Here is a 23164-nt window from a genome sequence, read left to right as displayed (position 1 = left end):
ATTCTTTATTCGTAGTGTCCTTTCCAGTCGTGCGGGAAAGGGATGTTTTTATAATATTTCAGTGAATGTTTGGGTTGTTCCAGATTGGCAGGGATGGGCAATCCCGAATAATCCTGGAAGAATAGCAGGCAACCGTCGCGCCACCAGATGGCTTCCTGCTCCTGATACTTCAGGAGAGAGGCTACATGCTCGAAACGTTCGCGGTCTATCTGTCCGTCCAGTTCATTCCATATCTGCTGCATCTGCCGGACTTCATCTACACCTTTGTAGTAATAGTGAACCAGTTCGTTCCACAAGCTTCTTCCCGAAGCCGTCTTGTAGCTCCAAGGAACCCGATGGAACCACAGCAGATACTCCTGCGGGCACTTCTTGATGTCATCGAACATTGCACAGACCGGTACATGATATTGTCCGGTAGCTCCCGTTCCTTTGAGGGTTCTGTCTACACCGATGCTGTCCTTGGTGATTTTGTGATAGTCGTAGGCAGTCCATACCGGATCGTCGTGCCAAGGTTCGGGACCGTTGTGTGTGCCGAAGTTCATGATATGGTTCAGCCCGAGGGGCATGGTATAGTCGACGTAGGTTTCGCGGGACATCATCATGATCTTCAACACCGGAGAGAGCACGCTTTCACTGTTGGAGAAAGTCATTCTTGCCCACTCTTCCGCTATCTTGCCTGCGCTTGCATCCGGATTCCATGCCAAGCGACCGAAGGCATACCAGTTGGCTTGCCCGAAGAGGTGTCCGGTCCAGTTCAGGTCCGTACCGATGTTCGGTACTCCGGCAATGGCAGAGATGCCATGCGTCTTCTGATAATTCTGCAACACTTTCGATACGGTGGAGCCTTTGCCCTGTTCGTAAGTATCCGACTGAAGGATCTCTTCGAACAGTGTACCCAGATATACCAGATGGCCTGCATGTCCGAGGTTCTCTTGCGTGATCTGAAGTTCCAGAGAGAGCGGCGTGTCGGGCATACCGCCGAACAGCGGATGGAAAGGTTCGCGTGGCTGGAAGTCTATGGGACCGTTCTTGGGCTGTACGAAGACATTGTCGGCAAACTCGCCATCCAACGGCTTAAACTCGTTGTATCCGGTTATCACACGGTCTACATGACGTTCGTTCTGATAGACAAATGCCCGCCAGAATACAATTCCTCCATAAGGCTTCAATGCTTCGGCAAGCATATTTGCACCGTCGGCATGCGAACAGCCGTAATCCTGGGGACCGGGCTGACCTTCGGAGTTTGCCTTCACCAAGAATCCGCCGAAGTCGGGAATCAGAGAGTAGATCTCTTCCACTTTATCTTTCCACCACTTCCGCACTTGGGGATCTTTGGGGTTCGCCGTGTTCAGTCCGCCTATCTCCTTGGGGGCGCTGAATTTTGCTGTCAGATACACTTTGATGCCGTAAGGACGGAATGCGTCTGCCAATCCGGAGGCTTTGACTAACCAGTCGTATCGCAGGCTTTTGGCCTGGGCATTTACATTGTTGAGCACTGCTCCGTTGATACCGATGGAGGCATTGGCACGTGCATAGTCCGTGTAGCGTTGTTCCTTGTAGGACGGAAGCCGTTCCCAGTTCCAGATGCTGTAACCTGCATAGCCGCGTTCTACGGTGCCGTTCAGGTTGTCCCAATGATCCAGTACGCGATATTTCAGTTTGGGATTCTCCTGGATGTGCAGTTTGTCCAGAGAGTGGTCGGTTTGCATCAGTCTGAGGTAGTGGAACACACCGTACAGTACCCCGACATCAGTCCGGGCTGCTATGACAGTAACCTTTTTCCCTTCGATAGTGCAACTTCTAATCAGGTATCCTTCGTCAGCCAGACCGTCAATTTCAGCGTGGAAAGTTTGTTGCTTGAACAAGGGTACGGATTGCGGCGTACCGACAACAAGCATGTTGTTCTCCAAAACTTTCGTCTCCGTATAAGGGATGTCCAGTAAGCCGGACAGTCCTGCCTGTAACTCTTTTCTTGCAGCAATCAGGCTTTCCGTCTCTCCGGGGAACATGACCTTTTGGTTCTTCATGCAATAGGAGGTATGGGATGTTCCTTTGGCTACCGGCCGATAACGTAGCCAAAGCTCATAGCCATTCTCTGCCTGTAGCAGCGAAGTGCTACAGAGCAGGAACAGCAAATATATAATTCGTAACTTCATCATGTTGTGGCCTTCTTTTTATTTATTCGATTACCCCTGCCCAACCGCCATTGCGGACCAGTTTCATGGTCAGCTTGGTGGAACTTGTGACGTCCGTCTCTCTCTTCTTGTAATCCATTGCCTGACGGTCGGCATTGATACCGTCTTCAAAATAGGTGAGGTGCATGCGTTTGTTTTCCGGCAGGAAACTTAAATCGACTTCAAGTTCGCGTCCCGTGTTGTTGGTGATGGCACCGACGAACCATTTCGCTCCGCTGCGACGGGCGATAACGACATATTCTCCCACTTTGGCATCAAGAACCTTGGTTTCATCCCAAACTACGGGGACACTGGAGATAAATTCCGTGCAGGGACGTTCGCGATAGTAATACACCGGATTGTCCGCCAGCATCTGCAAACCGCTTTCGAATACGACGAACAGTGCCATCTGGTAAGCGCGGGTTCCGGAACCCATCGCATTGGCGCGGGTAGAACGGTTGTCCTCCGGCTGGGCGGAGAGCATGGAACCGGGGGTAAAGTCCATCGGACCTACGGCATTACGCATGAAGGGAAGGTAAATGGTGTTTGCCGGCTTGCAGTTGCCGCCTTGCTCCATGCCCAATACGCCTTCGTAAGAGAGAATGTTCGGATATCTTCGTTCCAGTCCGGCGGGCTTGAATGCACCGTGAAAGTCTACAAACAGCTTGTGCTTGGCAGCTTCTTTTGCCACGCGCTCGTAGTAGTTCACCATCCACTGGTCGCTGCGGTCCATGAAGTCGATCTTCACTCCGGCAATTCCCCAGTCGGCAAAGGTCTTGAACAGGTCGAAATGATTCTCTACGGTCAGCCAGGTGAGCCACAGTACGATTTTTACGTTACGTTCCTTGCCATATTTGATCAGTTCCTGCAGGTCGATCGTCGGATTGGGTGTGAACGGGTCACGGGTACTTTTTGCCCAACCTTCGTCCATGATGATGTAGGGGATGCCGAAAGTGGAAGCGAAGTCAATATAATACTTATAAGAATCCATGTTATAGCCGGAACGGAAATCAACCCCGTACAGGCGGGCATCGTGCCACCATTCCCAGCTCACTTGTCCCGGTTTGATCCAACTGTAGTCTTTCAGTTCGCAAGGGGCGGAGAGGTTATAGACCATCTCATTGGAAACGATGTCCCTATCGTCATCGGAAATCACAAAGAAACGCCACGGGAAACTTCTCTTGCCGGAAGTCTTGGCTATGTAATCGGCCTCTTTCAGGATTTTCTGGCTGCGGTCGCCGTCTTCGCCGAATTCCAGCGGGCACTTCGGGAAGAGCGATTGCATGCCGTTATCGCCCGTGCTCTTCAGAAACATGCATGGGTAATCCCGCAAGTCGGCTTCCGATATCAATATCTTGTATGCCTTGTCGGTCTCCAAAAGTATGGGCAGATAGCTCATGCGGTCAGTGGACTTGTATTCCTTGGTCTGTACGTGCGTGTACGGATATTCATAAGAGGTCTTGAATCCGCTGGGTTGGGACAGATGGGCAAGATAGTCTGCCGGGAAATTGATCACGAAGTCTTCTCCCATCACTTCAACCTCACCTTTCTTGTCCGTCAGAAAGCGGTATGCCATTCCTTTATCGAAGACACGGAACTCGACGGCATAGTTGCCTGCCATGTTCAGGCGTAAAGTGTTACAGTGGTTCTCTACGATGGCATTCTTCAAAGGGACTTCCCGCTTGATGCTTTCGTCGATCTTGCCGCGCTTCAGGCTTTTCAGTCGCGGTTGGTCGCCCAGTACTTCGTTACCTAATGTCATTGTCAGGGAGCAGTTATCCAGCAGCAGGTCATTGCCCGAATATACGGAATAATAGATCTTATCTTTCAGTTCGATATTCACTTTCAGCTTGCCGTCCGGCGACTGTATGCTGATCTCTTTGGCGGACATTTGTCCTGCACACATGCAAAATAGTGCGATTAAAGCGAGTGTAAAATACTTATGTATCATCGTTTTTCTATAATTATAAGGTCATTTTTCCAAGAATGCGTTTACACACCATAACACCGGAGCCTGTCCGTGCATATTGCCCAATAACGTACGGCGGTTCAAATAGAACTGGCGGTCGTTCGTCTTGTTGGTACCTTCACATACGCCTGCGATGTCTCCGTTTGCGTCAATATGTCCTACGAGGGCGATCCATGCTTTGCGGACTACCGGTGTATAGACTGCTTCATCCAGCCAACCCTGTTTGACGCCCTTTATCATGGCGTAGGTAAACATGGCGGAACCGGAAGTTTCCGTCCAGGTAGTCTTGTCGTCTACCAGTTGTCCCCACAGGCCGTCTTCTTTCTGATATTGGCGCAGGGTATCCATCATCTTCCTGTACGATTCCAGGATACGGGCACGGTTCGGATTGTCTTCGGGCAGCAATCCGAGAAGTTCCGTCATGCCGGCTGCCATCCATCCGTTACCGCGTCCCCAAAAGAAGGGTACATCTTCCGCATGATAGAACAAGCCGTTCGGTCGCTGTATCTTGTCCAGATAGACCACCATCTCTGCGGCGGCACGGTCTATATACTTGCGGTCTTTGGTTACGAAGAAGGCTTGGGACTGGATGGCAGAAATCATGAACATGTCGTCAATCCAGTAACGTGTCTGCCACGACAACCCTTTGTCCAACAATGCCTGATACTCTTCTTTATGCTTGGTCTTGCGAGGCATCTGCCATTGTTCGTCGGCATACCACATTCCGAGGTGATAGTAGATCTCCTTTCCCGTCTGTGCATACAGTTGCAGGGGAATGGTTCCGAATACGGTATGGTCTACGTGGTCGGGTAGGGGTTGCAGGCGGCGTTCCGGACCAAAAATCGGCAGGAAACGCTCTTCCAGTTGGCGGAGCAGCCGCTTGTTGCGGGTGATGTCCGCATACCGCAAGGCGCCAAACCAAGCACAGGTCTCCGGATAAGTAATCTCATTGGGAGGCGCCGGATTGCCATTGAAGTTAGGGTGGGGCACCTCTACGAAACGTTTACTGACCAATTCGCCGACTTCTTTTGGGGATACGCCTTCGGGCCAGCTCTTGAATGCTTTTTGTGCCGATGTCCAAACGGGAACAAAAGCCATTAATCCGATTATGAATAATTTACGCATAGATTGTTCCTCCTCTTTATTTGATGTTGTTCAGCAGTTCCACTTTTCCTTCGTTCACCAGTTTTATGATCAGCTCTCCGAACAGCGTGTTTTGCCAGGCAAACCAGGCACGGGTGAAGTTTGCCGGATCGTCCTTGTGGAAAGATTCGTGCATGAATCCCGTTCCGGCATCGGTATCCATCAGCATCTTGATGCATTCTTTGATCTCTTGGTCGTCTTGGCTGGTGAAGGCTTTCATCATGATGCTCATGGGCCACACCATATCATAACCGATGTGTGGACCGCCTATACCTTCACCGGCTTTTCCTTTGAAGAAATAGGGATTGTCCAGGCTCCATACAAAGCGGCGGGTATTCTGATAGATCGGATCGTTTACGTCCACATCTCCCAAGTAGGGCATGGCAAGGAGACTGGGTACGTTGGCATCGTCCATCAGGATATGATTGCCGAAACCGTCTACTTCAAAAGCGTAGATAGTACCATATTTCGGATGATTGTAGGTGGCATATTTCTGCAAAGCGGTAGCTACTTCGTTTGCCAGGTCTGTACACTCTTGTGCCAGGGCGTTATTCTGATTTACCGTTGAAAGAATCTCCGCGGCTTTCTTTAAGGAAGACACGGCAAAGAAGTTAGACGGAACCAGGAACTGGAATGTCGTTGCATCGTCCGAGGGGCGGAAACAGGAGACAATCAGTCCGACAGGATTGACGGGTGCTCCCAAGCCGTTGTTGTTCAACGTGTCTAATGCACGTTCTGTCTTGCGTTGGAACTTATAAGGACCGGCGCTGTCTTTGCGTTGTTGTTCCTTGAAGGTCTTGAGGATATTGGTGATGGCTTTCAGCCATGTCTCGTCGAAAATGCTGGCATCGCCTGTGGCCTTCCAGTATTGGTAGGCAAGGCGGAGCGGGTAGCACAGGGAGTCTATCTCCCATTTCCGTTCGTGCAGTTCGGGCTTCATGTCTGTGATGTCCGACATCCAGTTGCCGACTGTAGGACCGTCGTTATAGGCGTTGGCATATGGATCGATGTTGATGCACAGGAATTGGCGGCGGATAACTCCTTCCAACATCTTTTTCAGTTCAGGGTCTTTGTCTGCCAGCTGTATGTACGGCCATACCTGGGCACCTGAATCGCGTAGCCACATGGCATGTATGTCCCCGGTGTAGACAAATGTATCGGGCTTGCCGTCCAACAGGCGGTAGTGGACGGTCGTGTCCAGCGTGTTTGGGAAACAGTTCTCGAACATCCATGCCAGTTTGGGGTTAGTCAACAGTTTCTTTATCCGCAAGATTTCAGCTTCTACGGCTTTCGAAATGTACAGCCTGTTCTTCATGGCAGGACGGTTGGTCTTGTAAATGGCGTTTGCCAGGGCGTGATTGACTACTGTAGTATTGTCCTTTTTTTGGACTGTTTCCATTGCTTGGGTACTGTTGTGCATACAGCACAAAGCGATGGCACATAAACCGATATTTCTTTTTTTCATGGTTGTGGATATTTATATTTCCTATTTTACATTGGCAAGGCGGGCATACATCTCGATCATAGCAGCTTGTGTCAGTAGCCATTTCCGGTTGTTGTGGGTAGTTCCGCTGAAGTCTGTGTTGAACAATCCTTGTTCGTTCCGTGCATGTTCCCAGGCGTAGTCCAAACTTTGGTTGAAAGAGTCCAGATAAGTTCTGTTTTGGTCTGCTTGATACAATTCGATGAATCCTCTGAGCATGACTGCGGTAAACCAGATGTCACCCTTCTTCAGTAGTTTGAAGGGAGTGCCATGTTTGGGGGTATGGTCCATGAAGAAGTAACAGTGGCAGGCTTGGGCTATGTTTTGAGCATCGGTGAGATAGTTCTTCTCTCCGGTCAGTTGGTAGAGTAGGGTAGCTGCCTGCATCATTTGTCCGCTGTTGTAGGCGAATTTGGCTTTTCCTATTTTTCCGTCTAAAGCGATATTGTCAAAGTACAAGTAATCTGTAGAGTCTTGCAGGGTAGCTTTGGTCCACTCATAAAGTCGTTTTCCCTTCGTGAAGTAGGTACTGTCTTGGGTGGCTTCGAAGAGTTTCAGTGCAAGGACTGAGCCGGGAGCGTTCGAGCAGGTGTTTTTGGAACCTTTCTTCTGTTCACACCAATAGATGCCTCCTCCCAGAATGTCGTCCGTGCCACTTTCTATAAATTTCCAGATGAGTTGTGCTTTCCGAAGATATTCGGCTTCGTGAGTGAGCTGGTAGATATCGGTGAAGTCGATGCCCAACCAGATGTTGTCATCATAGAAACGGTCGGATTGCGCAGCACTGTTGATGTATGAAGCATATGCCTCAGGAGTTCTTCGGGTATCAAAATACTCTTCCAATCCAATCAGTACTTTGTTGTCGAGCAATGACTTGTAGTTTGCATCGCCTGTGGCAGCAAATAAGGCGTTTACGGCTGAGAAAGTACCGGAATAGGGCCATAGATAAGAATATTGGTTAGGTATATTCTTTTGTTCCTCCGATGCCAGATAAGTTGCTGTATAGTTCTCAACATCCGACGGATAGTTTTCACGTAGCAGGCAGGTGTTGGGAGCAGAATAATACCGATATAAAGAATCCAACGTTTGCTTGGCTCGCATTAAGGCAAGTTCATTGCCTGCGGGGACTTGTTTGGGCGCATCGCAGCCGGCCATTGCCAGTACGCATAGTAATAAACTGAAAAGCATTTGTCTTGAATTCATCATTCTTGGTTTTGGGTTATTATATTATATGTTTTTCTTTTCTCTTCTTTTTGTTTTGAAGTGAGTGTGTCATGGTTCACCACAGATAATTCAGGTCATCCTGCGGATTATGGCACACCCACTTTTGTTCTCCTGTTTACAATATCTCATACCTATATATTCTTGTTTTACCTATCTCTTTCGGTCAAGGATACGAATGACACTTTTTCTGCCTGCAAAGATATGCGCAAATGGGAAAAGAGAAATATGATTTCGCGACATTAATGTCTGTATGCAGGCTATGGCATAAATGGAGATAAAAATGTCACAAAACTGTAAAAGGTAGCTAATCAGAGGATTGTCACTGCCGGAAAGTTGACGTATTCGTTGTATGAGTGGTAGACTTGTGATAATCTTATTGGGACTTTATGGAAATACGTACCAAGGTATAGACCAGCGGGGAGTTCTTGTCCCCGATTTTCTTGCGGTGCTGTCTGCGCATTACTAAAGCTTTTGCCATAATCGTGTAATTTTTTGTTTGTTGTCGGAATCGGTTCGGCGTTCCCTCCCGTGCAGGCTTTGGAAACCGGGTCCGCGGTGCCTTTTCCCTTGCTTGCTGACGCAAAGATACGACATGTGAAATTGGGGAAATCAGGTTTTGTCAGTTTCTGTCAGTTTTTGTCAGGATATGTCACGATATGTCAGTTTCCGTCAGTTTTCGTGTGTTTTTTCGTTTTGACTATAAACAGCCAGATTGACTATAAATTGCCGGATTTCCCCGGGCTTTGTGTCCGATTCCCCTGGGGTTTTCCGGACAAATGCGAGGCAACGTTCCAGCAAACCCCAGGGGATACGGTAGCAAATGCGGCGGCTTTTTACTCGTACTACGGTTCCCTGCATTGCAGGCGGTCGTTCCACAGGGAGTGGTTGTCGGGACTTAGAGGGACGTTGTCGGGGATGGGGTGATCGTTGTACATACGGCGTTTTTCCAGCTACTGCTCGTGGGTGGTAGGGGTTGTCGGACGGGAACGTTCCGATCGTTTACGATATTTTCCGCCTTTTCTTTTTCTTCTTCTTTTTCTGTAGAAGAAATATATTTTTTCTTTCTTTCTCTTTTTCTTTTTTTATTATATATGGATGTGTTTGCGTTGCTTGTTTTAAAGAAATTGTGTTCAAGTGATTGTTTATCAGTGTGTTCTGCCTGTTTTTGTGACGCTTTTCTCACTTGTTTTCCGCTGTTTTCTGCTGTTTTTTGCCATTTTTCGCTTGTTTTTCGCTGTTTTTTGATGTTTTTTGATGGATTTCCGTTATTTTTTGATGGAATTTCATCGTTTTTCAGCATATTTTCGTTGGAAACAGATGAATTTTCGCTGTTTTTTGTCCATTTTCTGCTGTTTTTTTGATGTATTTCTGCTGTTCTTTCGGCTTGTTTTGTTTCCCTTTTGCGGCTTTCCAATCATGTCTGCGCGAGTCATAACCAGGCATGCCATCGGCTGTTGATATGGGTACAATGCTTATAGAACCGTTTCGGATAGGGTGCAAAAAAAGACCCGACGGACAACTGATTCTGCCGGCGGGTCATTGAGATCTATTTCTTGCTTGGGAAACTGAGCCAGTCAATCGCCACCTCGTTATTTCCTTTCAGCGACACATACAGGTCGTGTATGCCGCTTTTGCCGGAACGTACAGGAGCCTCTATTTCCATCCATTGGTTACCCTTGGGTACTTTGACTTCCGCAATGACTGTGCCGTCTGCCCCGTCTATACGTATTTGCAGCGTTCCTCCGCTTGCCGATAAGACGCGTGCTTTCACCTTGCGGGGAGCCTGGCTGCCGAAGTCCACCCGGTTGTACTGCACCCACGCACCGTCAGTGCTGAGCAGGGTCTTCCAACCTTCAAACTTGTTGGCTTGGTTCAGGTAGTCGATGGCGGCTCCCTTGTCGCTCAGCCGGCTGTACCGGTCGAGTTGGATCTCCTTCCGGGCATCCGTCAGTCCGACACCGCGCAGGGTAGGGATTACCTTCTGGATGGTACCGTCAGGATTGAAGAACAGGGAGTCGGCACGTATCGACCTGTTCTTGTCAAATTCGGGAGAGTAGTCGTTGTGGTGGTAGAACAGGTACCATTGGCCTTTGTATTCCACTAACGAGTGATGATTGGTCCAACAGCCTACGGGCGACTCGTCCATGATGATGCCTTTGAACTCGAACGGTCCCATCGGACTGTCTCCCATGGCATACGCCAATGTCTCCGTCTTGTCTTTTACCCACGGGAACGTGAAGTAGTATTTCCCATTGCGCTCGAAAGCGAACGGACCCTCTTTGAAGCCTTCGGGCAATCCCGCTATCTGGACAGGTTCGGTGGCGAGCTCGAGCATGTTCTCTTTCAGCTTGGCTACCGACATCCCGCGACCCGACCAGTAGATATATGCCTGTCCGTCCTTGTCGACAAGCACACAGGGGTCGATGCCCATTACCCCCTTGATGGGGCTGGCTTGCGGGGTGAAGGGACCGTATGGCTTGTCGGCTACGGCTACACCGATGTTGAAGCCGCGCATGCCTTCGCCTTTCGGGGTGGAGGGGAAGTAGAAATAATATTTTCCGTTCTTGTACACGCAGTCGGGTGCCCACATGGAGTAGGACTCGGGCGCTACCCAAGGTACATTTTCCTGGCTTAGGATGACACCGTGATCCGTCCAGTCTGTCAGGTTCTCAGACGAGAATACGTGATAGTCCGCCATGCAGAACCACTCTTTCAGCCGGTCGATAGGGCTTGGAATGTCGTGCGAAGGGTAGACATATAGCTTGCCTTCGAAGACTCTGGCTGTGGGGTCGGCGGTGAACTGGTCTCTGATGATCGGGTTTTGGGCTTGTAACGCGCCTGTGATGGCCCAAAAGGCGGTGAGTAGAATTAGTCTTTTGTTTTTCATGATTTCTCTGTTTTAAGGTGTCGGCGAGCCGGAACTTGCCGACACCAAGTGAATGAAGAAAGGAATTAGCGTAGAGTGACTTTGACGGATTGCAGGTCTCGGGCGGCGGAACTGTTTCCGTAGAACAGTTCGTATTCACCCGGTGCCACCCGCATGGTGTTGGTGGACGGGTCGAAACACTCGAATGCCTCGGGCGGCAATTCTATCTTGACCTCTTGCCGTGCTCCTGCTGCCAACTCCACACGGGCGTACGCCTTCAACGATTTCAGAGGACCGTCGGCGTCATCCGTCTTGCGGATATATACCTGTATGACTTCCGTTCCGCGACGTTTGCCTGTGTTGGAGACGGGTACGGTCAGGGTCAGCGGCTCGTCGGTGCGGAGTTCGGTACGGCTGCAACGGGCGGTGCCTATCGCGAAGCTGGTGTAGCTCAGCCCGAAGCCGAACGGGAACAGCGGGTCGGACATGTAGCGGTAGGTGCGTCCTTTCATGGAGTAATCCTCATAGTCGGGCAGTTGCTCCGTGCTTTTATAGAAAGTGATGGGCAGTTTTCCCGAAGGATTATAGTCGCCGAACAACACATCGGCCACCGCCTGTCCGCCTAACTCGCCCCCATACCATGCCTGAAGAATGGCGTCGCAGCTCTCCGTTTCGGGTAGTAGCGCCATCGACGAACCGGAGCAGTTGACGAATACCACCTGCTTGCCGGCCTCCTTCAGTGCTTTCAGGAAGTTGCGTTGTACTGCCGGAAGCTCTATGTCCGTGCGGTCGCCATTCTTGAATCCGGGCAGGTTCAGGGGCATCTCTTCTCCCTCCAGTTGGGGCGAAATACCGCCTACGAAGACCACGAGGTCTACACCCTTCAACTTGGCGATGCTCTCCCCGTAGTTGATGGGCGATTCCTTGCCGAGGTTGAACCTCAGGTTTGCCGCCCAGTTCTCTACTTGCGCATAGAGTATTTCTATCTTATACTCTTTCCCCTTTTCCACTTGCAGCATGGTGCGGGTGTCGGTGGTTCTCCAGGTGCGTCGTTTGGTCATCGACTTGCCGTTGACCAGCAGTTCGAAGTAGCTGCAACCTTCGAGGCTGAGCAGGACTTCGCCCGACTCTTTGGGCACAAAAACTGTTTCGTACTTCGCCGAGAACTTTTCGAGGTTTACTCCCGGACCGAATGCGTGCATTCCGTATGTCGTTACGTTGATGGGCTGGGTGGTGCGGAGCGAAGAGACCGGTTCGCCTTGGCGCTCCGGATTGTTCCAGAACGTGGCTTTGATGCCCGGTTTCCCATCCATGCTGCACTGGTCGAGATAGGACTCCAGCGTCTGGTCGTTCACCAGGTCGCAACCCTTCATGTAGATGATCTGGTTCTTTTTTAACTTGCTCTTGACGCCGTCCAGTATGGTCACCGTCCGGTTGGGAGTGCCGTTGTAGTTGCCCCATAACATGGGTTTGTCATCGGCATTGGGTCCGATAACTGCAACCTTGCGGATGGACTTGCTCAGCGGAAGGAGATTGTTCTTGTTCTGTAGAAGCGTCATCGTCTGGCGGGACATATTCAGAGACAAGTCCTTGTGTGCCTTACAGTTGACCACAGACATCGGTATCTGCGTCCACTTCACCAGCGAGGGATCGTCCATCTCTCCCAACTCGAAGCGTCCTTCCAGTAGGCGGAGCACATGCTTGTCTATCTCCTCTTCTGTGATCAGTCCCTTTGCCACTGCTTCCGGCAGTTTCTGGTAGGCGTATCCGTAGCCGCACTCCACATCCGTGCCCGCCATTGTGCCTTTGACGGCAGCATGTACGGCGTCGGAAGAACTCTTGTGCGAGGTCCAGAAGTCGGCAATGGCTCCGCAGTCGGACACTACGAGATACTTGAATCCCCATTCGTCGCGGAGGATCTGCTGGAGCAGGCGGGTACTTCCGCAGCAGGGGTCATCGTCGAGGCGCTGATAGGCGCACATCACTTCGCGCACATCCGCCTTCTGCACCAGCGCTTTGAATGCGGGCAGATAGGTCTCCCACAAGTCGCGGGGGCTGATGTTGTTCAGGTTGGCGGAGTGGCGGCTCCATTCGGGACCGCTATGCACGGCATAATGCTTGGCGCAGGCCAGGAGTTTGCGGTACTTCTCATCTTCCGGCCCTTGCAAGCCTTTGACTACCGCGATGCCCATTCGGGATGTCAGATACGGGTCTTCTCCGTAGGTCTCTTGTCCGCGTCCCCAACGGGGATCGCGGAAGATGTTCACATTGGGAGTCCATACGGAAAGGCTGTGGAATCGGGTGTCCTCCAGCCCGTTACGCACACGTTCGTTGTGCTTGGCACGCATTTCGTCGGAGGTTGCGTTGAACACCTCGAAGACCAGTTCCTCATTGAATGAGGCCGCCATTCCGACCGGTTCGGGGAAGACGGTTACATTGCCCTGATTGGCAACCCCGTGAAGGGCTTCGCTCCACCAGTTGAATCTTTTGATTCCCAAGCGGGGAATGGCTTCCGAATCGTCGCACATCAGGAGTGCTTTCTCTTCCAGTGTCAGGCGGGAGACTAGGTCTTTTGCCCTTTCTGCCGGACTTAGTTCCGGATTCTGGTATGGCAATGTTTGCCCCCATCCCGACAAGGAGAAGAACAGGCTGCATGTTATTATAATCTTTCTCATGTTACTTTCGGTTTCTCATATTACTCTTGATTTCTCATATTACTCTTGATTTCTCATGTTACTCTTGGTTTTTCAGCATAGCCTTTAATGGTTGCGGAAATTCCATTTGGAGTTATCGCTGTTCATATCGAACTTGCCCAGCGAAGGCGTACTGTCACCTACGGAGACCAAAACCAGTTCTTCGTCTGTTCCCGGTACCTTCTTGGGCATAATCCGGTAGGTGCCGTCCGTCAGCTGGTCGATTCTCCACAACTGCTCGGGGGCTCCCGTAAACTCAGGTACGGCCACTACTTCCGCATCTGCCGTGGCTGCCAGTGCCCGGTTGGTTCCTTCAATCACAATCTTGTAGTAAGGGCCACCCAAGTATCCGCCGGCTTCGGGCACAGCGGTGATGGTCCACTTCTGATGGGGACGGAACATGTAATCGCCGATTCTTACGTCGATTTCCCCTTCCGGCCAGGTTCCTATCACCTCTTCCAGCGTTTGTGACTTCAGCGGTACGATAGGAGCACTGTCTTTCTCCCAGAAACGGTGTCTGGTGTACTCCATACGCACGAAGTCGACGGCAAGTTCGAGGGCATAACCTCTACGCTCGGACTCAATCTCGTAGGTGCCTTCTTTGAAGACTTCGCCGGCAACGGGCCATCCGTTCTTCCATAAGAGCGGACGTATGCCCAATACACTACGGCCGCCTCGGTCGAAGTCAGCTTCGAAATGGCACGACATCTTCTCTACGCCGTCCGTCACTTTGAAAAGCCCGAAGTGTCCGGGACCGGTCTGACGGTTTCCGGCGGCGATCACCATCTTGCCGCCACCTTCCAGCATGTCTCTTCCCATATTATCGAGGTAGGGGCCTGTCACTTTGCGCGAACGGCCGACTACGATATTGTAAGTAGAGTTCGGACCATCGCAACATGTGCCGTGCGTGCCCAGTAGATAATACCATCCGTCGCGATAGAGCAGGTCTGTCGCTTCGCAGTCGATGGCGATGTTGATGGCTTCGTTGCCCTCCACCCGTTTGCCGGTTGCAGGGTCAAGCTCTACGAGTCGGATGAATCCGAAGTAGGTACCGTAAGACAGCCATAGGCGTCCATCCGTCGGGTCCAGCAAGAGTCCGGCGTCAATGGCATCGCAGTCTTCATCGTTGAGGGAGGATGCCACTTCTATGGGTTCCGTATAGGCAAAATCGGGAGAGTTGGGGTCTAAGGTCTTGTTCCACATGGTCAGCACCTTGCCGCTGTGTCCTCCGCCAAGTCCCCCTCCGGTGGCACTGTAAGCAATCAGGTAACGATCGCCTATCTTCACGGCATCAGGGGCGGCACCTCCTCCGGGTCTTACTCCGCCGCCATTCCAGGTCCAGCCGTCTTCGGAGATCAGTCCGCCGCCGCCAGTACCGAACGTGTAGTATTTGCCCTCGCACTCCATGATGGTCGAAGGGTCGTGGATGTACGGTTCACCTATTTGTGCAATTGCTTTTTGGGATGTCAATGCAGACATCAGGGCTGCTGCGCCCAAAAGTATAACTCTTGTTTTCATGGTCATTTATAGCTGATAGTAATGTTTTTGACAGGTGCTCCATTCTCGTCGAGGAAGCGAACACAGAAATCACTCATTCCAGGGCCATTGATGATGGCTCCACGTAAGATGTTCTTACCTTTCTTCAAGGTCAGCCGGCGCGACAGGCAGTCGTCCTTCACCATACGGCGGTCGCCCGAAAGTATGACCGCCTCTTCGCCGTTCAGCCACCACATGGATGCGGAGTTGGAACCTACCGACAATCGGACGTTCTCCATTTCTTCGGGACATTCAATTACGGTGACCGCCCAGAACAGTACGCCATAGACCTGTTTCTTCAGACCCGATGCAAAGCGGAAGAGTTTCACGTTGAAGAGTTTGCTTTCGAGGGCGTGCCAGGTCAGCTTCTGTTTACCCACTTTCACTTTGTCTCCGGCTTTGGGCAGGACGGTGAATTGTCCGGGGAAGTATTCGATGGCAAACGCTTCGCGGAGGTAACTGTCGGTGAAGACCGTATTGGAACGGTTGGGTTTGTCGATAGGCTCCAGTAATAGCCAGCGTTGGATGAAGCCTTCGTCGTCCGGCGACATGATGTTCGTGGTTGCCGGAGAGAAGTAGGCAGACAGTTGTGGGGACTCTTCTGTTTTCTGCGCGTAGCCCGATAGAGAGAACAGGGCTGCAAGGCAAGTAGCCAGTAGCGGCTTTCGCTGTAAAATGTTCATCGTTGTAGATAATTTATTGGTTATATATTCTTTTGGGTAAGAAAGAAGCGTAGTAAGTCTACTTCGTTTCTTCTTGCGATGCTTCTGATTCGGAGGTTATGATATTTTCTTTTTCTATAATCTTTTCTTCTTCGGCAGACGGATTTATAATTGCAGCCACTTCAGCGGGATTCTTCAGTTTCGCGGTAACTCCCTCCTTGGTTTGTTCAACGTACGCCATACGTCCGTCCGGCAAATAATACAGATAATCGACACAAACGCTTCTACGGCCTGTAGCACCTGATTTCCCGTTCAAAGTGAGTGTCGCATTATGATAGAACAGGTAGCTCTGACCCTTGAATTCGATGATTCCCGGATGTATGGTAAAACTGTTTTCTGCCATTCCTGTCAAGAGTCCACGATATGTCCACGGTCCTTCCATGCTTGGTGCCGTCGCATAGCTTATTGTTTCGCGTCCTTTGCCCATTGAAGCGTATGTCAGGTAATAGAGATTTCCATGTTTATGTAGCCAAGGACCTTCTACATATTTCGGCATTTTGAGAATTTCGATAGGACCGTCCAGTTCGATCATGTTAGGTTTAAGCTTGACTAAAAAGCAAGTCCCGTTGCCCCAGCTCATCCAGGGAGTGCCGTCATCATCTATAAAAACCGTCGGGTCTATATCGTTCCACCATCCGCGCGCTCCATTGGGCGTCATGTCATCCGTCACAAGCGGAGTGCCCCGCGGATCGACAAAGGGTCCTGTCGGGCTATCTGAAACGGCAACTCCCACCACTTTGCTGTTGTACGGGTCTCCCGCTTGTACGGTTGTATAGTAATAGAATTTCCCGTCTTTTTCCACAACCTGGGATGCCCATGCTTCACCTACTCCCCATGAGAAATCTGTAGGTTTAAGTACACTTCCATGATCGGTCCATGTCTTCATGTCCTTGGTAGAATAACATAGCCATTCAGTTATATTGAAATCTTGTCCTTCTTCCGCTTCATCATGACCTACATAGAGGTAAAGCGTACCATTGTGCACCATCGGTGCCGGATCGGCCGTAAACTTATTCAAAACAATCGGATTCCCTTCTGGAGTAAAGTTCACTTCATTACTCCTTCCTCCACAACCGGAGAAAATCAAACACAGGCTAAAAGCCAAGAAAACGTTCCTCATAATAAAATAATTAAATTAATAGATTCATTGAACTTGTTTAAACTTATAAAGCAGTACGCCATGAGCTGGAACTTTCAGGGATAATGTTTCCCGTCCGGTATCAAGTGTTTTTATATCTTTTTGCCTCCAAAGGTCACGGATAATCTGCTTACCTGTAATACCTAATTTATCGAAATCCCGGAAAGAAAGCTCGGCCTTTTCACGATCAAAATTGCAGAATCCCACTGCTTTATTGCCATCTTCCAATTCTTTCACATAGATACGTAGTTCTCCTATGGCATGTACACATGTAGCTTGTTTACCTAACGGATCCTGATTGACAGCAATGACTTCATTATTAGTCAACAGACTGAAAGTGAAATCATCCATTTTTTCCAGATCACAACCAATCAGAAGAGGTGCAGAAAACAAACTCCAAAGACTAAAGTGAAGATATTGCTCATCTGGTTTAAGTTTGGTCTGATGAGGATTTCCCCAACCTACAACGCCAATCACTAACATATCCGGATCGTTCCAGTTGCCCGGTTTAGCCCAAGCTGCCGCTTTGTCTTGAGAAAGGGCGATGCTCTTTACGCTTTCCCAAGTATCTGTGATGTCATTGGTCGTACGCCAAGACTGTCCTCCGACAGCATCTCCCCATTCCCAAACATCTCCCATACCATATTGACACAGGTTATACACAATATCTCGAGGCTGTTGGCGCAAATAGTCACCCATGATTTTGAATGGTCTTCTACCGGTAATAGTGTCTCCTCCTCCTTGAAAGGCTAAAGAAGATACACTATAAGGATCTTTCTTTAAATCACGGTCAAGTACCCCTCCATAGCTGCACCAGTCATATTTTAAATAATCAAATCCCCATTTGGCATACATCTCAGCGTCTTGTTTTTCATAACCATAGCTGCCTGCACATCCTCCGCAAGTCCATGGACCGGGTGAAGAATAGATACCTACTTTCAAACCAAGTGAGTGTATATAGTCAGTTAGTTCTTTCATATCAGGGAATTGGGTGTTAGGCAGAATGTTGCCACGTTCGTCGCGCAGTTTTCCGCCTCTGGTCCGGTCATTAGGATCACGGTGATGTTGCCACGAGTCATCTATATTGATATAACTCCAACCGTAATTCACCAAACCACTTTCTATCATGGCTCTTGCCGCCAGTTTCACTTTCTCAGCGGAAACTTCATGCCCGAAACAGTTCCAGCTATTCCATCCCATTGGCGGAGTAAGAGCAATTCGGTCACCACATTCAATGCGGAGTTTCTTTTCCGTTATTCCTTTCTCATTTTTAGCTTGTAGGGTTACTTCAAACGTTCCGGATTTGGTCAATTTACCGGTAATCAGACCTGTTTCTTGATTAATTTTCAGTCCTTCCGGTAAGCCTACTGCTGAAAATAACATAGGCCGGTCACCAGTAACTGCTACTTGAAATAGGAATGGAGAACCGGGGCGTACTCCAAACACAGAAGCACTATTGATTCTTGGTGTTGCAGGCGCGGGAGGGGTCAGTATATAAGGCTCGGTAGCTATAAATTTCAGTGTGGGGAAACTTTTTTTGCCCTTTGAAATAATTTTTGCATCCGCCCAATCCGCATGATCATAATAAGGACCGTCATCGCTACCAGCTACAATCAATTCCAGCCTTTTCACACCATTAAGTGAAACAGTACATGGTTTTGCTGAATCTCCTGCTTTTACAACTCCACTGGACCATAGCTGTTTCCCATCCCCGATTACAATAAATTCGGCCGATGGCTTATGTTCCAGAATTTCATCATCCAAACCCACTTGAGCCATAAATGATGTTGCTTTACCATCCAATTGAATTACCAGTTCGCTGATAGAGTGGGTACCTACTCCACGCTCAAACGTCTGCCCTCCGATTGTCAACGTTTTACCGTCAACTGATTTGTTTTTCATGGCAACCCCATGCCCTTGGGTCATAGCTGTCAGGTCCAGATCATCAAGCCATACAGTCTGTGGCTGGTTACATCCGGTAACAATCCCTGCTAATGCAAAACTTGCAATTATCCAAATTTTAGTATTCTCCATATTTTGATTCTTTTCTCTTGATTAAAAACTTTTAGAATGAAATTGCCACAGATTTCCCTGAATACGTAACAGTCTTATCCGGTGTTGATTGATAAATTCCGGTACCAGATTGTGGTGATACTTTTATGACATTAAAGGTTATTTCCTTTTTCATTCCAGTGAATGTTCCTTTCCTGTCACTGATGGTCAAAGTCTTGTCCGTATCATTCCAATTTAATTCAAATGTGCTGAACTGCCCCTTTTCGTAATTATAGTTATTCCCTTCATCTTCATAAACAGAATAAACACCATCGGCACCTGGGTAAATACGGATTTCCCATGGCTCTTCCGTGTCTTCGGAGGTTGATTGCTTGGTAGGTCCCAATGGCAATATAGAACCGGCTTTCACAAATAAGGGTATTTTTTCAAGGTCGATATCCACATCTGCCATTTGTCCACCTTTATAGAATGTACCGTCCCAAAAATCTATCCAACCTTCCGGGCATTCGGGAAGATACGTTGCCATCCGATTAATGCCGCCTTCTACGACCGGGGAGACTAAAATAGAGGGACCGAACATGAACTGATGTTTTTGCTCCAATGCACGGGAATCTTCCGGAAAGTCCATTACTAATGGACGCATCAACGTAGAACCTTTAAAGGAAATCGCAGCATTTTGAGAATAGATATAGGGAAGAAGCCTGTAACGCAGGTCTAAATATCGGGCAACTATGCTTTCAACTCTCTTTCCGTATCTCCAAGGTTCGGTATTACTCATGTAACCATGTACACGCATTAACGGGAAAAATGTTCCTGCCTGCAACCAACGGATAAACTGTTCATGATATTCTGTATTGGTATATTGGTTGCTTGGACGGAAGAACCCACCGGCATCATACGTCCACCAAGGCAGACCTGTTGCCATTTGCCCCAGTCCTCCGACTATTTGCCGACGTAAGGTTTCCCAGTCATGTCCCACATCTCCCGACCATGTAGCCGCTGCATAACGCTGCATTCCGGAAAAGCCGCTACGAGTAAATATCATGGCTCTCCGGTCGGGATCATCTTTGCGCAAACCTTCATAAATCGTCTTACTGACATACATCGGATAAACATTCCGGTAAACCTCTCCCGGTGTCTGCCCATTGTTTATACGTCGGTTCTGGAGATCGTCATTCTCTGGTTCTGTGGCATCCTGCCACCATGCGTCGATGCCATATTTCAATAGTCCGCTACGGAAGTTCTGCCAATAAAAGGCGGCGGCATCAATATTGAAGAAATCAATCCAGTCGCTGCCTGGAATATAATATCCATTTTCTTTTGCCTGCTTCCCGATTTCAGATTGGGCATCTATTTTAGACCAAACGGAAAGCATCAGATGTATGTCTATATCATGAAGTTCCTGAAGCATCTTTCCCGGATCTGGATACCTGTCTTCATCAAACTGCATTGCGTTCCAGCCGTGTTTTCCCCAATATTGCCAGTCTTGAACAATCATATCTATAGGTAACTTCCGTTGCCTGAACTCACGGGCATTTTCCAATAATTCTGCCTGCGTATTGTATCGTTCCCGACAATGTATGTATCCCAAACTCCATAAAGGCATCATGGGAGAGGGGCCAGTCAACTCACGGTAACTGGCTATAACTTCATCTCCATTACCGGCGAAAACAGTATAATCCAATGTCTGGGCAACCGGTGAACGAAATACTGTTTCTTCGGAAACAGGACGCCAATGCAATATAGGCTTATCATTGCGCTCACCCTGCACTTCTATAGTATGTTTTCCAGCACTTAGCTCTACTATTGTGGAGGTTGTGGGAGGCAGCCACAAATTATTAATATCAAGTACATTATTCCCATCAATAGCAAGATAATGCTTACGTGCCATCCGTTGTCCGACATCCAACAGTAAAGAATAACGTCCGGAATGAGGTACTTCCAATGAGGCAGTGAAAGAGTATGTCTGTCTGGTTTCTTTTATATTTCCACTCGTACCTGTAGCATTCACTGTAACCGTTTCACCACTTGCACTTGTAGGAATCAATTCAACAGATTCATCTGCCGGGTTGAAATCGGTTAGGCCATAGTTATTCCACAACAGTCCATAACCTTTGTTTGATAGAATAAAAGGAATGGCAATTTGTGTGTTGACCTGTGTTAACCTTCTCGACAAACCTCTGATATTGAGATAACCATCCTGGAATTGACCTGTACCGTATATATACTCATCTTTCGGAGATACAAAGTGTTGTTCCACTTGGAAGGTAGCTTCTCCTTGTACAGAAGAAGCTACCATAAAACGTCCTCCGACTTTTTCCTGAAGAATGGTATGCTTTTTTGCATCTTTAAAAGTTAGTGCTTCAGTATCTTTATCAAACTCCACAGAAATCCCTTCCAGAGATAGAGTCAGAGATTTATCATCTTCTGAAACATGATACTCTGGAACGGGAGAACTCTCTGTATAGATAAGTTCCGGCATAGGTACTGAACCGGATTGGGCAAACTGTATTCGGACAGCATTCCGGTTTAGTGGTATCAGTGAGAGGGTACCTTGCTCCAGTTCAAGTACGATATTTTTCTTTTCACCAGAACTACATGCCGTATTTAGTAAAGAAAGAGATAAAATTACTGCAATAACTCCAATCAGCTTCCGCTTCTTCCATTCTGTTTTCATCGTATATAATGGCTTATTTAGAGAACATCCAATAATCGAAATACATAAGGTTGGTAGTCGGTCTTCCTTTTACCACAAAATAAAGATCATGTACTCCTGTTATTTTTGAGATATCAATGGTCTTTAAGTCCCAACGGTCACTGCCACCTGTACGAGGAACTTTAATGGTTCCTACCAGTTTCCCGTCCATATTATCCAAGCGTATCTCAAGTTGTACGGGGTCATTGTGTGTCGTGCCGATTCTGGCAGTGAATTTCGTTGCGCCGTCTTTCCCAAATTCCACGTCACGAACCCGGATATAACTACCATCCTTCATTGCTGTCACAAATACACCCACTTGCTTGTTTTGGAAAGATTTGAATCCTTCAGAGAAGGCAATTGTTTCCGCTTCATTTTTCATATACGGATTCAATGTAGCAACTCCTTTGGTGATTCCTTTCGTGGCTTTTACCTCAGGAATTGATCCGTCCTTGTTGAATTTTAGTTCTTCTACGCATACTGAACGGTTGAAACCACCGCCACCGGGCAACTCTCCGTTGTGATAGAAATAGTAGGTCTTTCCTCTGAAGTCGATAACTCCCGGATGGATTGTAAACGATCCACCTCCGGCAGCCATTACCGTACCGCCATATTTCCATGGTCCTGTAGGACTGTCGCTGGTAGAATAGCCGATATGTTCGGGTAGCGGACCTCCCGGCCAGAATAAATAGTATTTCTTGTCTCTTTTGTAGAGCCAAGGACCTTCCTCATACAAGGTTTCTCTCTTCGGGTCTCCCTCACGCTTTCCGAACGATTCTGCAGTCAGTGGAACACGGACTACATCTCCGCTGTAAGAGATCATGTCTTCATTCAACTTTACATAATACAAATTCGGGTTTCCCCAATACATATATGCTTGCCCATCGTCATCTATAAATACCGTCGGGTCTATGTCTCCCCAATCAGTCTGTACCAGTGGTTTCCCAAGTGGATCGTAGAAAGGGCCGTAAGGACTATCGGCTACCGCTACCCCGATAGCTCCTCTGTTATTGATATTTGAAATTACGGGTACATACATATAGAATTTGCCTCCTCTCTCGATGCATTGCGGAGCCCAAGCATCCCCTTTGGCCCAACTGAAGTCGGTATAGGATAATACGGCACCATGATCAGTCCAGTTCACCATATCACTTGTGGTATACAATCGCCAGTCGTTCATCGTAAACCAAGTAGAATTATCTTCATCGTGGGTGGTGTAAAGATATACCTTGTCATTATATACCATTGGAGCCGGATCGGCCGTATAATTTGTCTGAATAATCGGGTTCTGCGCCAACCCTGAAGTACTCACTACTGCCAGTAATGAGGAAAGGAATAAAGATTTCATTTTATCTTTCATTTTATCCATATTGCTTTTTTTAGTTTGATTATTAGAGTTTATACGGAATAAGAAACAGGGTGATTGAGAATCAGCGTCCTAAAAACTTATTCGATACCTGTTGGTTGAATTAAATTAGTGAATATTTTATCTGTCCAATCGGACGGTG

Annotated in this window: 14 protein-coding genes; all 14 read right to left on the bottom strand. The window is 48.5% G+C overall.

What is annotated here, in order from left to right:
* Positions 1 to 5: 5 nt before the first annotated feature.
* Positions 6 to 2159 carry an alpha-glucuronidase family glycosyl hydrolase gene (locus QZ323_RS06100; protein WP_294633689.1) on the bottom strand — a complete coding sequence of 718 codons (2154 nt, stop codon included), beginning with the start codon at positions 2157 to 2159 and terminating at the stop codon, positions 6 to 8.
* Positions 2160 to 2178: 19 nt separating this feature from the next.
* Positions 2179 to 4125, bottom strand: a complete 1947-nt coding sequence (locus QZ323_RS06095) for a glycoside hydrolase family 97 protein (RefSeq protein WP_294633687.1) — start codon at positions 4123 to 4125, stop codon at positions 2179 to 2181.
* Positions 4126 to 4146: 21 nt separating this feature from the next.
* On the bottom strand, positions 4147 to 5268 hold the full coding sequence (locus tag QZ323_RS06090) for a glycoside hydrolase family 88 protein (protein WP_294633685.1): 1122 nt from the start codon (positions 5266 to 5268) through the stop codon (positions 4147 to 4149).
* Positions 5269 to 5284: 16 nt separating this feature from the next.
* Positions 5285 to 6751 (bottom strand): glycoside hydrolase family 125 protein, encoded by a 1467-nt coding sequence (locus QZ323_RS06085; RefSeq protein ID WP_294633683.1) that lies wholly within the window; start codon positions 6749 to 6751, stop codon positions 5285 to 5287.
* 21 nt (positions 6752 to 6772) lie between these two features.
* Positions 6773 to 7972 (bottom strand): glycoside hydrolase family 76 protein, encoded by a 1200-nt coding sequence (locus tag QZ323_RS06080; RefSeq protein WP_294633740.1) that lies wholly within the window; start codon positions 7970 to 7972, stop codon positions 6773 to 6775.
* 916 nt (positions 7973 to 8888) lie between these two features.
* Entirely contained in the window at positions 8889 to 9407 is a 519-nt protein-coding gene (locus QZ323_RS06075) for a hypothetical protein (RefSeq protein ID WP_294633681.1), read from the bottom strand.
* Positions 9408 to 9539: 132 nt separating this feature from the next.
* Complete coding sequence (locus tag QZ323_RS06070) at positions 9540 to 10880, bottom strand: family 43 glycosylhydrolase (protein ID WP_294633679.1); 1341 nt, start codon at positions 10878 to 10880, stop codon at positions 9540 to 9542.
* A 65-nt stretch (positions 10881 to 10945) separates the two neighbouring features.
* Positions 10946 to 13534: a xylan 1,4-beta-xylosidase gene (gene xyl3A / locus QZ323_RS06065; protein WP_294633677.1), complete on the bottom strand. Its 2589-nt coding sequence runs from the start codon at positions 13532 to 13534 to the stop codon at positions 10946 to 10948.
* 84 nt (positions 13535 to 13618) lie between these two features.
* Complete coding sequence (locus QZ323_RS06060) at positions 13619 to 15070, bottom strand: family 43 glycosylhydrolase (protein ID WP_294633675.1); 1452 nt, start codon at positions 15068 to 15070, stop codon at positions 13619 to 13621.
* Between the two features lie 2 nt (positions 15071 to 15072).
* Positions 15073 to 15771 carry an acetylxylan esterase gene (locus QZ323_RS06055; protein ID WP_294633674.1) on the bottom strand — a complete coding sequence of 233 codons (699 nt, stop codon included), beginning with the start codon at positions 15769 to 15771 and terminating at the stop codon, positions 15073 to 15075.
* 58 nt (positions 15772 to 15829) lie between these two features.
* Positions 15830 to 16930 (bottom strand): glycoside hydrolase family 43 protein, encoded by a 1101-nt coding sequence (locus QZ323_RS06050; protein WP_294633672.1) that lies wholly within the window; start codon positions 16928 to 16930, stop codon positions 15830 to 15832.
* Between the two features lie 24 nt (positions 16931 to 16954).
* Entirely contained in the window at positions 16955 to 18982 is a 2028-nt protein-coding gene (locus QZ323_RS06045; RefSeq protein WP_294633670.1) for an NPCBM/NEW2 domain-containing protein, read from the bottom strand.
* A 31-nt stretch (positions 18983 to 19013) separates the two neighbouring features.
* A complete protein-coding gene (locus tag QZ323_RS06040; protein WP_294633668.1) occupies positions 19014 to 21638 on the bottom strand; it encodes a TIM-barrel domain-containing protein in 2625 nt (874 codons plus the stop codon).
* A 13-nt stretch (positions 21639 to 21651) separates the two neighbouring features.
* Positions 21652 to 23004, bottom strand: a complete 1353-nt coding sequence (locus QZ323_RS06035; protein ID WP_294633666.1) for a glycoside hydrolase family 43 protein — start codon at positions 23002 to 23004, stop codon at positions 21652 to 21654.
* Positions 23005 to 23164 lie beyond the last annotated feature (160 nt).

This window comes from uncultured Bacteroides sp., assembly GCF_910585845.1.
In the GTDB taxonomy this organism is placed as follows: Bacteria; Bacteroidota; Bacteroidia; order Bacteroidales; family Bacteroidaceae; genus Bacteroides.
This window is presented reverse-complemented; position numbering and strand designations above follow the sequence as displayed.

What these genes read in the sequence shown, in the direction of transcription:
- QZ323_RS06100 (WP_294633689.1), bottom strand. Translation starts at nt 2,159, where the DNA reads ATGATGAAGTTACGAATTATATATTTGCTGTTCCTGCTCTGTAGCACT.
- QZ323_RS06095 (WP_294633687.1), bottom strand. Translation starts at nt 4,125, where the DNA reads ATGATACATAAGTATTTTACACTCGCTTTAATCGCACTATTTTGCATG.
- QZ323_RS06090 (WP_294633685.1), bottom strand. Translation starts at nt 5,268, where the DNA reads ATGCGTAAATTATTCATAATCGGATTAATGGCTTTTGTTCCCGTTTGG.
- QZ323_RS06085 (WP_294633683.1), bottom strand. Translation starts at nt 6,751, where the DNA reads ATGAAAAAAAGAAATATCGGTTTATGTGCCATCGCTTTGTGCTGTATG.
- QZ323_RS06080 (WP_294633740.1), bottom strand. Translation starts at nt 7,972, where the DNA reads ATGAATTCAAGACAAATGCTTTTCAGTTTATTACTATGCGTACTGGCA.
- QZ323_RS06070 (WP_294633679.1), bottom strand. Translation starts at nt 10,880, where the DNA reads ATGAAAAACAAAAGACTAATTCTACTCACCGCCTTTTGGGCCATCACA.
- xyl3A (WP_294633677.1), bottom strand. Translation starts at nt 13,534, where the DNA reads ATGAGAAAGATTATAATAACATGCAGCCTGTTCTTCTCCTTGTCGGGA.
- QZ323_RS06060 (WP_294633675.1), bottom strand. Translation starts at nt 15,070, where the DNA reads ATGAAAACAAGAGTTATACTTTTGGGCGCAGCAGCCCTGATGTCTGCA.
- QZ323_RS06055 (WP_294633674.1), bottom strand. Translation starts at nt 15,771, where the DNA reads ATGAACATTTTACAGCGAAAGCCGCTACTGGCTACTTGCCTTGCAGCC.
- QZ323_RS06050 (WP_294633672.1), bottom strand. Translation starts at nt 16,930, where the DNA reads ATGAGGAACGTTTTCTTGGCTTTTAGCCTGTGTTTGATTTTCTCCGGT.
- QZ323_RS06045 (WP_294633670.1), bottom strand. Translation starts at nt 18,982, where the DNA reads ATGGAGAATACTAAAATTTGGATAATTGCAAGTTTTGCATTAGCAGGG.
- QZ323_RS06040 (WP_294633668.1), bottom strand. Translation starts at nt 21,638, where the DNA reads ATGAAAACAGAATGGAAGAAGCGGAAGCTGATTGGAGTTATTGCAGTA.
- QZ323_RS06035 (WP_294633666.1), bottom strand. Translation starts at nt 23,004, where the DNA reads ATGAAATCTTTATTCCTTTCCTCATTACTGGCAGTAGTGAGTACTTCA.